Annotated in this window: 15 protein-coding genes and 1 pseudogene; 9 read left to right on the plus strand and 7 right to left on the minus strand. The window is 75.5% G+C overall.

What is annotated here, in order from left to right:
- Positions 1-21: 21 nt before the first annotated feature.
- On the plus strand, positions 22-384 hold the full coding sequence (locus PGN05_RS11315; RefSeq protein WP_419752639.1) for an ArsR/SmtB family transcription factor: 363 nt from the start codon (positions 22-24) through the stop codon (positions 382-384).
- A gap of 101 nt (positions 385-485) precedes the next feature.
- On the opposite strand, the pseudogene PGN05_RS11320 reads toward PGN05_RS11315, so the two are convergent.
- Positions 486-596: pseudogene (locus PGN05_RS11320) on the minus strand (DNA-binding protein); the annotation flags it as partial.
- Positions 597-821: 225 nt separating this feature from the next.
- On the opposite strand from PGN05_RS11320, the gene PGN05_RS11325 reads away from it, so the two are divergent.
- On the plus strand, positions 822-1,877 hold the full coding sequence (locus PGN05_RS11325; RefSeq protein WP_419752640.1) for a heparan-alpha-glucosaminide N-acetyltransferase domain-containing protein: 1,056 nt from the start codon (positions 822-824) through the stop codon (positions 1,875-1,877).
- 7 nt (positions 1,878-1,884) lie between these two features.
- Here the strand turns inward: PGN05_RS11325 and PGN05_RS11330 are convergent, their stop codons facing one another.
- Positions 1,885-2,781, minus strand: coding sequence for a polysaccharide deacetylase family protein (locus tag PGN05_RS11330; RefSeq protein WP_419752641.1), 897 nt, complete (start codon positions 2,779-2,781; stop codon positions 1,885-1,887).
- Between the two features lie 123 nt (positions 2,782-2,904).
- Here PGN05_RS11330 and PGN05_RS11335 point away from each other — a divergent pair, with 123 nt between their 5' ends.
- Positions 2,905-3,201: a hypothetical protein gene (locus tag PGN05_RS11335; RefSeq protein ID WP_419752642.1), complete on the plus strand. Its 297-nt coding sequence runs from the start codon at positions 2,905-2,907 to the stop codon at positions 3,199-3,201.
- A gap of 8 nt (positions 3,202-3,209) precedes the next feature.
- Here PGN05_RS11335 and PGN05_RS11340 read toward each other — a convergent pair whose 3' ends face one another.
- Together PGN05_RS11340 and PGN05_RS11345 are read right to left on the minus strand one after the other, a co-directional pair.
- Entirely contained in the window at positions 3,210-3,692 is a 483-nt protein-coding gene (locus tag PGN05_RS11340) for an SRPBCC family protein (protein WP_419752643.1), read from the minus strand.
- Complete coding sequence (locus PGN05_RS11345; protein ID WP_419752644.1) at positions 3,689-4,012, minus strand: ArsR/SmtB family transcription factor; 324 nt, start codon at positions 4,010-4,012, stop codon at positions 3,689-3,691. The genes PGN05_RS11340 and PGN05_RS11345 overlap by 4 nt, the downstream gene beginning before the upstream one ends.
- Before the next feature lie 186 nt (positions 4,013-4,198).
- On the opposite strand from PGN05_RS11345, the gene PGN05_RS11350 reads away from it, so the two are divergent.
- From PGN05_RS11350 to PGN05_RS11365, 4 genes are all read left to right on the plus strand, one after another.
- Positions 4,199-4,519: a GNAT family N-acetyltransferase gene (locus tag PGN05_RS11350; protein WP_419752645.1), complete on the plus strand. Its 321-nt coding sequence runs from the start codon at positions 4,199-4,201 to the stop codon at positions 4,517-4,519.
- Positions 4,520-4,556: 37 nt separating this feature from the next.
- Positions 4,557-5,918 (plus strand): cryptochrome/photolyase family protein, encoded by a 1,362-nt coding sequence (locus tag PGN05_RS11355; RefSeq protein ID WP_419752646.1) that lies wholly within the window; start codon positions 4,557-4,559, stop codon positions 5,916-5,918.
- Positions 5,911-6,720: an Fpg/Nei family DNA glycosylase gene (locus PGN05_RS11360; RefSeq protein WP_419752647.1), complete on the plus strand. Its 810-nt coding sequence runs from the start codon at positions 5,911-5,913 to the stop codon at positions 6,718-6,720. The genes PGN05_RS11355 and PGN05_RS11360 overlap by 8 nt, the downstream gene beginning before the upstream one ends.
- Positions 6,721-6,784: 64 nt before the next feature.
- Positions 6,785-7,600 carry a hypothetical protein gene (locus PGN05_RS11365; RefSeq protein WP_419752648.1) on the plus strand — a complete coding sequence of 272 codons (816 nt, stop codon included), beginning with the start codon at positions 6,785-6,787 and terminating at the stop codon, positions 7,598-7,600.
- Here the strand turns inward: PGN05_RS11365 and PGN05_RS11370 are convergent.
- Positions 7,597-7,908 carry a putative quinol monooxygenase gene (locus PGN05_RS11370; RefSeq protein ID WP_419752649.1) on the minus strand — a complete coding sequence of 104 codons (312 nt, stop codon included), beginning with the start codon at positions 7,906-7,908 and terminating at the stop codon, positions 7,597-7,599. The genes PGN05_RS11365 and PGN05_RS11370 overlap by 4 nt on opposite strands.
- A gap of 64 nt (positions 7,909-7,972) precedes the next feature.
- On the opposite strand from PGN05_RS11370, the gene PGN05_RS11375 reads away from it, so the two are divergent.
- Complete coding sequence (locus tag PGN05_RS11375; RefSeq protein ID WP_419752650.1) at positions 7,973-9,391, plus strand: FAD-dependent oxidoreductase; 1,419 nt, start codon at positions 7,973-7,975, stop codon at positions 9,389-9,391.
- Between the two features lie 69 nt (positions 9,392-9,460).
- Here PGN05_RS11375 and PGN05_RS11380 read toward each other — a convergent pair whose 3' ends face one another.
- Positions 9,461-10,567, minus strand: coding sequence for an inositol monophosphatase family protein (locus tag PGN05_RS11380; RefSeq protein WP_419752651.1), 1,107 nt, complete (start codon positions 10,565-10,567; stop codon positions 9,461-9,463).
- Positions 10,568-10,603: 36 nt separating this feature from the next.
- Here PGN05_RS11380 and PGN05_RS11385 point away from each other — a divergent pair, with 36 nt between their 5' ends.
- Positions 10,604-10,924 (plus strand): hypothetical protein, encoded by a 321-nt coding sequence (locus tag PGN05_RS11385; protein ID WP_419752652.1) that lies wholly within the window; start codon positions 10,604-10,606, stop codon positions 10,922-10,924.
- On the opposite strand, the gene ppc is transcribed toward PGN05_RS11385, so the two are convergent.
- The gene (ppc, locus tag PGN05_RS11390; RefSeq protein ID WP_419752653.1) at positions 10,925-13,729 is read right to left on the minus strand and encodes a phosphoenolpyruvate carboxylase; all 2,805 of its coding nucleotides are present in this window, start codon (positions 13,727-13,729) and stop codon (positions 10,925-10,927) included.
- Positions 13,730-13,823 lie beyond the last annotated feature (94 nt).

Below are 13,823 nucleotides of genomic sequence, written 5' to 3' on the forward strand. Positions count from 1 at the left end.
CCGGCATGTCATACTCCCGGCATGCGCCAGGAGCTCGACGTCCGCCTCCTCGACCCTGAGGGGTCCACCTCCGCTGCCGACCGGGCTCGCCTGCTCGCTCCGCAGCTCAAGGCCCTGTCGGATCCGAACCGGCTGCATCTACTGCTACTCCTGGCCGAGGGTCCACGATCAGTCCGTGAGCTCACCGAGCTGAGCGGGATGAGTCAGACGCTCGTCAGCCACCACCTCGCCCCCTTGCGCGAGCAGGGGCTGGTCACCATGACGCCCAGAGGCCGCAGCAACGTCTACTCCATGTGCTGCGAGGCCCTCGCCGGTCCCGTCAAACTGCTCGCAACGCTCGCGGCCCTCACTCCGGAGGGAGCCGATGCCTGCTGCACGCCCTGACCGGGCCAGACACGCCCTGAACGCAGCCCGCCCTGCACGCGCTCGTGGAAGGCGGGTCGTTCTGCCCGCCGTAGCGGCACCCGTTCGAGATCAGGTCCATCGACGCGGCGGCCGAGGCGGAAGCCGTCCGGGCCAACACCGAGATGCCGCCAGTAGCGCAGCGTGGCCACCGGTGTGCGGAGAACGACCGCCGCCTCCTGCAAGGTCAGCAGCTCAGCCGCCGTCCTCCAGTTCGCTGCTGATGGCCACCGTCAGCGGAGGAGCCAGCCGCTCCGTTGTTGCGCCCTCCACACCCCTGACCGCTTTCCACAACCGGCCTCTCAGCCGGCAAGCTCGGCCGACTGTGCCACTCAGCCACGAGACGCATTCCTGAACCGTGTGTCGGAGGTTCGAATCCTCTCGGGGCCACCCAGCGGTGCCGGTCCTACCGTGGGTGCATGACGACGCGTCCGGCGGCAGCCCGTCGGGCGGTCGCCCCGCCGGCCGAGCAGCCGGGGTCCGCGCGTCCCCGGCCGCGGCTGCGCGGGGTCGACGTGCTGCGGGGTCTCGCCGTCGTCGGGATGCTCGTCGTCGACAACCGCGGCAACGGCGCGATCCCCGACCAGCTGGAGCACGCGGCCTGGAACGGGCTGCACGTCGCCGACGTCGTCTTCCCGGTCTTCCTGCTCGTGGTCGGCGTGTCGGTGCCGTTCTCCCGGCGGGCCGACCGGCCGCGACCGGCGCTGACGCGGGTGGTCAAGCTGGCCGTCCTGGGCTGGCTGGTCGTGACGGTCAAGTACGGGTCGGCCACCGCCGGGGTGGGCGTGCTCGGCCACATCGCGGGCGCCTACCTGCTGTGCTGGCTGCTGCTGCGGCTGCCCCGCCCGGCGCAGGTGGCCACCGCCGCTGCGCTGCTGGTCGCAATGAGCGTGGCCACGGTGGCCGGGGGCGACGAGCCCGACCGGTCGTGGGGGCACACCGTGGACGCCGCGCTCGGCGTGCCCTTCTCCGCCGAGGCGCCGCACGGCTACCTGGCCGGCGCGGTGACCGTGTTCCTCGGCGTGCTCGCCGGGCGGGCGCTGCAGTCCGGCGCCGGGCGGCCCGCGCTCGTCCGGCTCACCGCGGGCGGTGCCGCGCTCCTGGCCGGCGGGCTGGCGCTGGCCGAGGTGGTGCCGGTCAACAAGCGGCTGTGGTCGCCGTCGTTCGTGCTGGTCACCGGCGGGATCGCGCTGCTGGCGCTGGCCGTCCTGCACTGGCTGGTCGACCAGCGCGGCCTGGCGCGCCCGTTCCGGCCGTTCGAGGTGCTGGGGCTCAACGCCATCGTCGCGTTCGTGTTCTCCGAGGTCGTGTTCCGCGCCGTCCTGTCGCACGGGGTCCAGCCGGCCGTCGACGCGTGGGTGAGCTCGGTCGCCGGGGCGGTCGTCTCCGCCTGGGTCTACCCGGTGCTGTCGGTCGCGGTGGTCTGGGCGGTCTGCGCCGCGCTGCTGCGCCGCGGGGTGGTCGTCCGGGTCTGAGGCCGCCTCAGTCGCCGTTCGGCGCCGGTGGCGCGCTTCCCCCGATCGGCTCGGTCACGCTGCGCTCGAGCAGCCGGTTCGCGCTGATCAGCGCGATCCCGCGGTCGGCGATCTGCTGCAGCGCGGACGGCAGCGCCCGCACCTCCAGGTCGCGTCGCTCGGCCAGCGCCACCGCGAAGGCCGCCTGCGGGTCGAACGTCCCCCGGCCGATGCCGTCGTGCAGACCGAGGACGTCGCCGGCCGCGACCGTCTGCCCCATGTAGTCGCCGATCTCCGCGACCTGCTTCTTGTCCCCCGGCCCGCGCGTGACCGACCAGATGAAGGTGTCGTAGCCGAGCTCGGCGGCGATGCGCAGCGCGAAGCCGGTGAGCTCGCCGCGCGGTGGCCGGAAGCTGGTGAAGGGCTGCCCGAGGAGGGCCTCGACCTCGTCCTTGCAGCGCACCAGCTCGTCCCGGGTCTGCTCCTGGGTGAGCGACGTCAGGTCCCGGTGGGTCCAGGTGTGGTTGCCGATCTCGTGGCCCGCGGCCACCACGTCGCGCAGCACGTCGGGGTGGTGGACGCCGTTCCAGCCCATCACGTTGAACGTCGCCGTGACCCCCGCCTGGTCGAGCGCGTCCAGGATGCGCGGGGTGTACTCCGGCGTCGGCCCGTCGTCGAAGGTGATCGCCGCGACCGGCTCGGTGACCGTGGTGTTCCAGACCACGCGGCGGGTGCCGAGCCGGGCCACCCCCTCACCCTCGTCCGCGGCGCCTCCGGCCTCCAGGAAGCGCTGCTGGGCACTCGCGGTCGCCCGGCGCCGCGCCTCGTCCTCGCCGCTCGTGACGAGGACGCCGCCGACGGCCCCCACCGCCATCCCGGCCGCACCCGCCCCGGCCCCCAGCAGGAACCCGCGTCTCGTGGTCATGGGTGAGGTCCTAGACCCCGTGCCGGGGGCCTGGGAAGCCGTCCGGGGCCGCGGGCGTCCTCGGCCGCCGGCCCGGCCCGGCGCGCCGGTGCGGTCCGCCGGTCCGCGGGTACCACTGCCGACATGGCTGTGCGCAACGCGGCGGTGGCGGCCGCGGACCAGTGGAGAGACCCCGACGACGGCATCCGCTACCCGGCCGGCGAGGTGCACGCCTGGGAGCGCGGGCGCAACGAGACCGTCTGCGGACTGTCGCTGAGCCGGTCCCGGTTGGCCCGCTTCCCGCACGTGACCTGGGCCGACGTCCAGCCGGAGTCGGGCCGGCACGCCGAGGGCGTGCAGGACGTGTGCCGCCGCTGCCGCGCGGCGCAGGGTGCCCGGCGGGACGACCGCGGCTGGACCCGGACCAACCCGCGGCCCTGAACCGCCCGTCAGCCGCCGGCGGCGAACAGCGCGGCGTAGCGGTCGAGGTAGAGCGGCCAGCCCTGGTCGTGCCCGACCCCGTCGCTGACGGCCTCCCAGCCGGGGCCGTGCCGGTCGATCCCGCGGTGCTCCAGCTCGACCCGCGTGCGCTCCGGCGTCTCGGCGACGAACCGGACCTCGACCTCGCTGGTGTTCCCCGCGTCGGCCTCGACCTGCCAGGTCGGGCCGATGTCCCAGCTGAACACGACGCGGTGCGGCGGCTCGTAGACCAGGACACGGGCCCAGCGGCACTCGCTGCCGTCGGTGCCGCGGTCGTAGATGGAACCGCCGACCCGCGGCTCGAAGACGGTCTCGGCGATGGGGACCGCGAGCATGTTGTGCTCCGGTGGCTTGAAGTCACCGAAGCGGCCCGTGAAGACGGCGAACGCCTCCTCGACGCGCGCTCGCACCACGATCTGCCGACGGACCACCGTGGCCGCTGTCTGCGTCATGACCTGTCCTCCGCTCCTCGTTCGACGACGTCTCCGTACGCGGCGAGCGCCCGGCTCCAGAAGGTGTCGAGCTGGTCCCGAAGGGCAGCGACCGCCACGGGGTTCAGCCGGTAGATCCGGCGGGTGCCCGCCGCCTTCTCCGTCACCAGCCCCGCGTCCTTGAGCACCTTGAGGGCCTGCGACACCGCGGGTCGGCTCACGGGCAGCTCCGCGGCCAGCTCGCCCACCGCGCGGGGACGCTCGGCCAGGCACGCGACGATCGCGCGCCGGGTCGGGTCACCGAGGGCGGTCCACCCCTCGGCATCTCGGTAAGCGTCCACGAACGGTCAGCCTCCGCTTACCGATGGCCCGCGTCAAGAGATCCAGCAGCGGACCCGCCGGGACCCCGCCCCCGACGGGGTGACACCCGGCGCGGCGAAACCCTCGGGGGCTCCGAGGCGTTACCGTCTCTGTACGCATGACGAACTCCGGCAACGGCGCCGGAGCGAGCGGAGGTGGGCACGAACATGGAGACCAGCGTGGTCGACGTCCCGGATCACGGGCGCTTCGAGGTCCTGCTCGGCGACCGGGTCGTGGGCCTGGCCAGCTACCACGTCGAGAACGGCACCATGGCTCTGCCGCACACCGAGGTGGACCCCGCCGTCGGCGGCCAGGGCATCGGCAAGGCGCTCGTCGCGGGCGTCCTCGCGGCCGCCCGCGAGCGCGGGCTGCACGTGCTCCCCTACTGCTCGTTCGTCCGCCACTACATCCAGCAGCACCCCGAGGAGGTCGACCTCGTCGCCGAGGCCGACCGACCGCACTTCGGACTGGCCACCGCCGACCACTGACCCTGCGAGTCGATCGCGCACAACCTAGTCTGCGCGGGTGTCGACGTCGCTCCTGTGGTTCCGCCGCGACCTCCGGCTGGCCGACCACCCGGCGCTCCTGGCCGCCTGCGAGGCGGCCGGTCCCGAGGGCGCCGTCCTGCCGCTGTTCGTCCTCGACCCCCGGCTGTGGGACCCCGCCGGCGGCCCGCGCCGCCGGTTCCTGCTCGACTGCCTGGCCGACCTCGGCCGGGAGGTCGGCGGCGCCCTGGTGCTGCGCACCGGGGACCCGGCCCGGGTCGTCCCCGAGGTCGCCGCTGAGGTGGGTGCGGACAGCGTGCACGTCTCGGCCGACGCGGGCCCCTACGGCCGGCGCCGCGACGCCGCCGTGGAGCGGGCGCTGGGCGAGGTGCCGCTGGTCCGCACGGGGTCGCCGTACGCGGTGACCCCCGGCCGGGTCACCACCGCCGACGGGCGGCCGTTCCGCGTCTTCTCCCCCTTCGCGCGGGCCTGGCGAGCACACGGCTGGCGCGACCCGGCGCCGCGGCCACGCTCGGTGCCCTGGGCCGGCGGCGTGCGGTCCGACGACCCGCCGCCGGTGTCCCTGGACGGCGTCCGGTTGCCCCCGGCCGGCGAGGCCGCGGCGCAGGCGGCCTGGCAGCGTTTCCGGGACGAGGGGCTGACCGGCTACCGCGACACCCGCAACACGCCGGGCACCGACGGCACCAGCCGGCTGTCGGCGTACCTCAAGTACGGCTGCCTGCACCCGCGCACCCTGCTGGCCGACCTGGCCGGGGTCGAGGGCGAGTCGGCCGCGACCTACGCGACCGAGCTGGCCTGGCGGGAGTTCTACGCCGACGTGCTGTGGCACCGCCCCGAGACCCACCGGGAGGCGTTCGACGAGCGCATGCGGGCGATGGCCTACGACACCGGCCCGGACGCCGACGCGCGGTTCGCCGCGTGGGCGGAGGGGCGGACCGGCTACCCGATCGTGGACGCCGGGATGCGGCAACTGCGCGGCGAGGCGTGGGTGCACAACCGCGTCCGCATGATCGTGGCGTCGTTCCTCGTGAAGGACCTGCACGTCGACTGGTGGCGCGGAGCCCGGCACTTCCTGGCCCACCTCGTGGACGGCGACCTCGCGAGCAACAACCACGGCTGGCAGTGGGTGGCCGGCACCGGCACGGACGCCTCCCCCTACTACCGCGTGTTCAACCCCGTCCGGCAGGGGAAGCAGTTCGACCCGGACGGCGCCTACGTCCGGCGGTGGGTGCCCGAGCTGCGCGACGTCCCGACCCGGTACGTGCACGAGCCGTGGCTCAGCCCGGACGGCGTCCCCGAGGGCTATCCGCTGCCGGTCGTCGACCACGCCGAGGAGCGCCGGGTGGCCCTGGACCGCTACGAGCGGGTGCGCCGTGCCTGAGGGCCACACCCTGTTCCGGCTGGCCCGGGACCAGTCGCTGGCCTTCGCCGGGCGCCCCGTGCACGTGAGCAGCCCGCAGGGCCGGTTCGCGGCGGGCGCGGCACTGCTGGACGGGCGGGTCCTCGACGAGGTCACCTCCTACGGGAAGCACCTGTTCGCCTGCTTCGGCGCCGACACCCTGCACGTGCACCTCGGGCTCTACGGCACCTACACCTCGGGGACCGGCGTCCCGCCCGCGCCGCGCGGCGCCCTGCGGATGCGCTGGCTCGGCGCGGGCCTGGACGGCGGCGGCGTCTGGACCGACCTGCGCGGCGCGACCGCGTGCGAGGTGCTCGCCGAGCCCGAGGTCGAGAGCATCCTCGCCCGGCTGGGTCCGGACCCGCTGCGGTCGCCGCGGGGCGGGGCCGCGGCGCACCGGCGCATCGGCGGCAGCCGCACCGCCATCGGCGCCCTGCTCATGGACCAGTCGGTGCTGGCGGGGGTCGGCAACGTCTACCGCGCGGAGTTGCTGTTCCGGCACGGGGTCTCGCCGTTCCGCCCCGGCCGCGAGGTCGACGCCGACCTGTGGGCGCGGATGTGGGCCGACCTGGTGGTGCTCTTGCGCGCCGGCGTGCGGATGGGGCGGATCGTGACCACCCGCCCCGAGCACCGCACTCGCCGGCGCGGCGCGGTGGTGCGGGAGGACGCGCACTACGTCTACCGGCGCACCGGGCTGCCGTGCCGGGTCTGCGGCACCGAGGTCAGGACCCAGGAGATGGTGGGACGCAACCTCCACTGGTGCCCGGTCTGCCAGGCGGTCTGACCAACTCGGGGGGTGCCCCGCGAGGGTGAGTGACCCGGGCTCCCCTCGTCGTTATCGTGGCCGGATGCCGAGATCGCTGCGCACCCTCGTGGTCGCCGCGCTCGCCTGCGCCGGCCTGCTGGCCGGCGCCCCCGCGGCCGCCGCGGACGAGGACTCCGACATCGGCTACGACGTCTCCCACCCGCAGTGCGACGCCGACCTGCCCGAGCGCGCGGCCTTCGGCATCGTCGGCGTCAACGGCGGTCTGCCGACCCGGGCCAACCCCTGCCTGGCCGAGCAGCTGGCGTGGGCGGAGGAGGCGACCGGGGAGGGCCGCGGCCAACCGGGGCTGCAGCTCTACGTGAACACCGCCAACCCCGGCCAGCTGCTCGACCTGGTGCACACCTGGCCGCTGGCCGGGGACAGCCCCCACGGCCACTGCGACGGGGACAACAGCGCCGCCTGCTCGTGGCGGTACGGCTGGCTGCGGGCCTACCTCGACGTCGAGGCGTTCTTCGGCCCGGCCGCCGAGCAGGCCGGCGTCGACCCCGACCCGGCGGCGCACCGCTGGTGGCTCGACGTCGAGACCATGAACACCTGGCAGTACGGCTCCCCCGTCGCCCAGGACCGCAACCGCGCGGTGCTGGAGGGCATGACCGACTACCTGACCGGCCGGGGAGCCGAGGTGGGGCTGTACTCGACCGGACAACAGTGGCGCCGGATCGTCGGCGACGTCCCGCGGACCAGCGTCCTGTACGACCTCGACAGCTGGCTGGCCGGCGCGGACGACGAGACCGGCGCGCGGGCGACCTGCCGCCGGAGTCCGCTGGTGGACGGCGGCGAGGTGGTCCTCACCCAGTACGTCGACCGGGGCTTGGACCACAACCACGTCTGCGACTAGATCGCGCCCTTGGCGTCGTCCCCGGCCGGGACGGCGGTCAGCACCTGCAGGTCCGACCGGCCGGCGAGCTTGCCCTCGAGCGCCCGGCTCAGCTCGGTGAGCGCCGGCCCCTTGCCGTGGGCGGCGAGGGCCTCGGGGCTCTCCCACTGCTCGATCATGACCAGCCGCGCGTCCTGCCCCTCGTGCAGCGCGTAGCGCTGGCAGCCCGCCTCCTCGTGCACCTGCGGGATCGCGGTCAGCACCGCCTCCCGGACGGCCTCGCGGTGCTCGGGCAGGGGGCTGATGGTGGCGACGACGACGACGGGCACGGGCTGCTCCTCGGGCGGGGACGGGCGGCGGATGCCTGGTGCATTCCCACCCGGGCGGGTCAGGATGCCTGTCGTGTCGGTCGACGTAGACCCCGGTCCCCCGTCTCCCCTGCCGCCCCTGCGGGTGGCCGTCGTCGGCGCCGGCCCGGCCGGGATCTACGCCGCGGAGGCGCTGAGCCGGCAGGACGCCGTCCCCGTGGCCGTGGACCTCATCGACCGGCTGCCCACGCCGTTCGGGCTGGTCCGGCACGGCATCGCCCCCGACCACCCGAAGATGCGCGCCATCCGCGACACCCTGCACCGGGCCCTGGACCACCCGCTGGTGCGGTTCGTCGGCAACGTGGAGGTGGGCCGCGACATCTCCAGCACCGACCTGCTGCGCGCCGTCGACGCCGTCGTCTACACCTACGGCGCGGCGCTGGACCGCCAGCTGGCCATCCCGGGCGAGGAGCTCCCCGGCAGCCTCGCGGCCACCGAGCTGGTCTCCTGGTACACCGGCCACCCGGACGCCGACCGCGCCAAGGTCGAGGCGGCGCTGGCCCGAGCCCGGTCGGTCGTCGTGGTCGGGGTGGGCAACGTGGCGCTCGACGTGGCCCGCGTGCTGGCCCGCACGCCCGCCGAGCTGGAGCCGACCGACATGCCCCAGCACGTGCTGGACACGCTCGCGGCTGCCCCCGTGCAGGAGGTCACCATCCTCGGCCGCCGGGGGCCGGTGCACGCCACGTTCACCACGCAGGAGCTGCGCGAGCTGGACGAGCTGGCCCAGGCCACCGTCCTGGTGGACCCGGCCGACCTGGAGCCGGCCACCGCCGCCGAGGAGCAAGCCGCCGAGGAGCGGCACGTCGCGCGCAACCTCGCGGTCCTCCGCGAGTGGGCGCAGCACACCCTCGAGCCCGGGCGCACGCCGCTGCGGCTGCGGTTCCACGCCCGGCCGGTGCGGCTGCTCGGCGAGGACCGGGTGACCGCCGTCGAGGTGGAGCGCACCGTCGTCGACGAGGAGGGCCGGGCCTCGGGCACCGGCGAGGTGGACCTCCTGCCGGCCGACCTGGTGGTGCGCTCGGTCGGCTACCGGGGCACTGGGCTGCCGGAGCTGCCGCTGGACGAACGCCGCGGCACGGTGCCCAACGAGGCCGGCCGGGTCCTGCGCGACGGGCGGACCTCGCCCGGCGAGTACGTCGCCGGCTGGATCAAGCGCGGCCCCAGCGGGGTGGTCGGCACCAACAAGCACGACGCCCGCGAGACCGTCGCCGCGCTGCTGGACGACGTCGCCGCCGGAGTGGTCTGCCCGGGCGGCGGCGGGGTCGACGACCTGGTGTCCGAGCTGCGCACCCGCGGCACGGACCCGGTGCTGCTGGACGACTGGCGGGCGATCGACGCCGCGGAGGTCGCGCTGGGTGCCACCCGCGGCCGCGCCCGCACCACGCTGCACGAGTGGGAGTCGCTGCTGGCGGCGGTGCGGGAGGCGGCCGCGCGGGCCCGCTGAGCCGGGTCAGCCCGCGGTTGCCGGGCGTTCCCGCGGGAACGCCGACGCCCCTCGGTGGGGTCCCGGGCGTCAGCCCCCGGACGACTCGGGTGCCGGTGCGAAGAACCCCAGCAGTTCCCGGGCGGCCGCCTCGCTGCCGGCGGCGACGAACCGGATCAGCGTGTCGGTGTCCGGCCGCAGCCGCACCGGCTCGCCGTCGGCGGTCAGAGCCACACCCCCGGCGGCGGCGAGCACGGCCAGCGCGCCGGCGACGTCGTGCACGTGCGTGCCGCTGCGGTCCAAGTCGTGCCACGCCCCGGCCGACCCGTCGGCGACCAGGCACAGCTCGACGGCGGTGCAGCCGGTGACCCGCACCCGCCGGGCGCCGGCCGGAACGGCGACCGCCGACCCGGGCGGAGCACTGGGGACGACGACCGTTCCGCCCGCCCGCGGCGCGATCGGCACCCCGTCGCGGACCACACCGGCACCCACGGCCCCCGACCAGCGCCGGCCCGACGACAGGTCGACCACGACCCCGGCCACCGGGCAGCCGTCCTGCACCAGCCCCGCGGAGAAGGCCCACGGCGGCAGGCCGGCCCGGAAGTTGCCGGTGCCGTCCAGCGGGTCGAGCACCACCCACGGCGCGGCGGGGTCGACCGGGTGGTCCGGCCGCTCCTCGCTGAGCAGCGGCACCCCGAGCGCACCGAGCACGCCGACGGCGGCCACGTGCGCGGCCTCGTCGGCGGCCAGCGAGGGGCTGCCGTCGCCCTTGACGCGGTCCTCCCCCGCGCCGCGGGCCAGGGCGACGGCGGTCTCGACGCGGGTGGCGGCCAGCGCCGCCAGGTGCCGGAACCGCTCGGCCAGGGGTGCGGTGACCGGTGGCTCCGGAACGGCGACGACACCGCGGCCGCCGGGCCGGTCCCGCACCCGCTCGCACCCCCAGCCGGCCGCGGTGTCGAGCACCGCCGGGGCGTCGGGCGAGAGGCCGGCCGAGGCCAGCACCACGGCCTCCGGGGTCCCCTCCACCGTCCACTGCCGGCGCAACAGCACCGCCGCGCCGTCGCTGCCGGCGAGGACGCGGTAGGCGGGGTCGCTGACGGCGGGGGCCAGCGCGGCCGGCGCCAGGCCGAGCGCGGCGGCGGCCGCCACCAGCCGGGGGCCGGCCGCCACCACCGCGTCCACGACCGCGGGGCTCACCACCGTCCACCGCGGGCGGGCCGGCAGGCTGGCGGCGTGAGCCGAGGGGTGGGCCGGATCTCCCTGGCGCACCTCGACGTCCCGCACCCCGGGTACTGGAAGACCCCGGAGCGCGAGCCCGAGCTGCGCCGGCGGATGGCCGACGACCTGTTGCACGTCGGCACTGCGACGCTCCTCTTCCTCGCGGGCGTGTACGCCCTCGTGGGACACGCGGCGGTCGCCGGGTCCGACGTCCTGTCGTCCGACGTCCTGTCGCCGTGGGCGGTCGTGCTCGTCGGCGCGTTCACGGCCGGCGTCCTCGCCTGGGTCGCCGAGGTGCTGCTCCGCCGGTACCGCCCGCCGTCCGGCGTCGGCTGATCAGCCACTGTTGCGCAGCGCCGTCGCGATGCCGTTGATGGTCAGCTGGATGTTGCGGCGGACCAGCTCGTCGTCGTCCCCGCCGCGGCGCCGGCGCAGCATCTCGACCTGCAGGTGGTGCAGCGGCTCGAGGTAGGGGAACCGGTTGCGGATCGACCGGGCCAGCGACGGGTTGTCGGCGAGCAGGCCGTCGTCGCCGGTGACCGCGAGGAGCATCCGGCAGGTGCGCTCGTGCTCGGCGGTGATCTGGTCGAACACCCGGTGCCGCAGCTCCTCGTCGGGCACCAGCTCGGCGTAGCGGGCGGCCAGGCCCAGGTCGGTCTTGGCCAGCACCATGCCCATGTTGGACAGCACCGTGCGCAGGAACGGCCAGCGCTGGTGCAGCTCCCGCAGCCGGTGGAGCCGCGCGTCGTCGCCGGCCACCCAGCTCTCCAGCGCGGTGCCGGTGCCGTACCAGCCGGGCAGCATGATCCGGGCCTGCGACCAGCTGAACACCCACGGGATGGCCCGCAGGTCGGCGATCGAGGTCCCGGCCTTGCGCGACGGCGGGCGGCTGCCGATGTTCAGCTCGGCGAGCTCGCCGATCGGCGTCGCCGCGCGGAACCAGTCGACGAAGCCCGGGGTCTCGTGCACCAGGGCCCGGTAGGCCTGCTGCGCGCGGGCGGCGAGGTCGTCGAGCAGCTCGTAGGCCGGTTCGGCGTCCTCGCCCAGGCCCTCGACGTCGAGCAGCGTCGCCTCGAGGGTGGCCGCGACGATCGCCTCCAGGTTGCGCCGGGCGAGGTCGGGGTCGGCGTACTTGGCGGCGATGACCTCGCCCTGCTCGGTGATCCGCAGCGCGCCCGCGACCGCGCCGGGCGGCTGGGCGCGGATCGCGTCGTAGCTGGGGCCGCCTCCGCGGCCGACCGTGCCGCCGCGGCCGTGGAACAGCCGCAGCCGGATGCCCTCGCGGCGGGCCACCTCGACGAGGGCCAGCTCGGCCCGGTACAGCGCCCAGTTGGCGGCCAGGTAGCCGCCGTCCTTGTTGCTGTCGGAGTAGCCGAGCATGACCTCCTGCACGTCCCCCCGGTTCGCCAGCAGCGCGCGGTAGAGCGGCTGGCCGAGGACGGCGGTCATCGTGTCCGCGGCGCGGTGGAGGTCGCCGATGGTCTCGAACAGCGGCGAGATGCCGACCGGGCAGCTGGGGCCGTCCTCGCCGTCGGGGTCGAGCAGGCCCACCTCCTTGAGCAGGACGGCGACCTCGAGGACGTCGCTGACCGACTCGCACATGCTGATGACGTAGTTGGGGATCGCCCGCGGCCCCAGCAGCGCCACCTGGTCGGCGGCGGCCTCCAGCAGGTCGAGCTCGCCGCGCGCCAGCTCGGACAGCTGCGCACCGGGCCGGACCAGCGGGCGGCGCATCCGCAGCTCTCCGACCAGCAGGGCCACCCGCTCGTCCTCGCCGAGGGCGGCGTAGTCGGGGCAGACGCCGGCCCACGCCAGCAGCTCGCCGAGGACCTCCTCGTGGACGGCGGAGTTCTGCCGCATGTCCAGCCCGGCGAGGTGGAAGCCGAACACCTCCACGGACTCCCGCAGCCGCGCCAGTCGGTCGTCGGCCAGCGCGCCGGCGCCGTGCCGGCGCAGGGAGGTGTCGACGGTGGCGAGGTCGGCCAGCAGCTCGTCGGGGCTGTCGTAGGGCTCGAGCTCGTGGTGCGGCGGCCGCCCGGGGACCGATCCGAGGACCCGCTTCGCGGTCGCGGCCAACCGCGCGTGCATGCCGTACAGCGCGCGGCGGTAGGGCTCGTCGGCGCGGAACGGCGAGTCGTCGCGGGAGATCTCGGCCAGGTGCGCCATCTCCGGCGTGGGCGTGATCAGGCGCTCGGAGATCGACAGCTCGTCGTGCAGCGCGAGCAGCTCGCCCAGGTGGTGGGCCAGCGCCGTCTCGGCCTGCCGGGTGCTGGCCCGGCGGACGGCGTCGGCGGTGACGAACGGGTTGCCGTCACGGTCGCCGCCGATCCACGAGCCGGGCAGCAGCATGGGCCGCGGCAGCAGCCCGGCGTGCGGCCAGCGCTCCCGCAGCGCCCGGCGCACCTCGGCGTTGATCGCCGGGACCACCTCGAACAGGGACAGCTCGTAGTAGCGCAGCGCCTCGTCGATCTCGTCGGCCAGCCGCAGCCGGGACAGCCGCAGCAGCGCGGTCTGCCACAGGGTGAGTACCGCCCGGTGCAGCTCGGCCGCCCACTCGGCCTCGTCCACCTCGCCGGGCGCGGACCGGTCGCGGCGGCGGATCAGCTCGGTGACCTGACGCTGCACGCGGGAGACCGTCCGGCGCCGGACCTCCGTGGGGTGCGCGGTGACGACGGGGCACACGAGCGCCCCGCTGAGCTCCCGGGCGACGACGTCGGGGTCGAGCCGCTCGGCGTCGAGGAGCAGGAACGTGGCGGCCAGGCTGCCGCGCTGCGGTGGCGAGCCCTCGCGCCGGTGGTAGCGGCGGCGCCGCTGGTGGTGGATGTCCTCGGCGAGGTTGGCCAGCACCGAGAAGTGGCTGAAAGCCCGGATCACGTGGTTGGCCGAGCGGACGTCGAGGTCCCCGAGCCGGTCGGCGAGCTCGGCGCGGTCGACCTCCGAGCGGCGGACGCGGAAGGCCTCCACGCGCGTGGACTCGACCAGTTGCAGGACGTCGTCCCCTGACTGCTCGCCGATCACCTCGCCCAGCACCCGGCCCAGGAGCCGGATGTCCTCCCGCAGCGGGGCATCGGCGGCGTCCCCGCCACCCTCAGGCGCTCCGTGGTGGCGCAGGTCAGCGACGTCGACGGTGGCTTCCGACACCCCGTGAGTATCGACGGTCCGTGTGACGGGCGGGTGTCCTGGGCCGTCGCGGATGCGCCGACGGCCCCGGCGGTGCGTCTTCCGGGGAGACGCG

This window comes from Geodermatophilus sp. CPCC 206100, assembly GCF_048569675.1.
GTDB lineage: Bacteria > Actinomycetota > Actinomycetes > Mycobacteriales > Geodermatophilaceae > Geodermatophilus.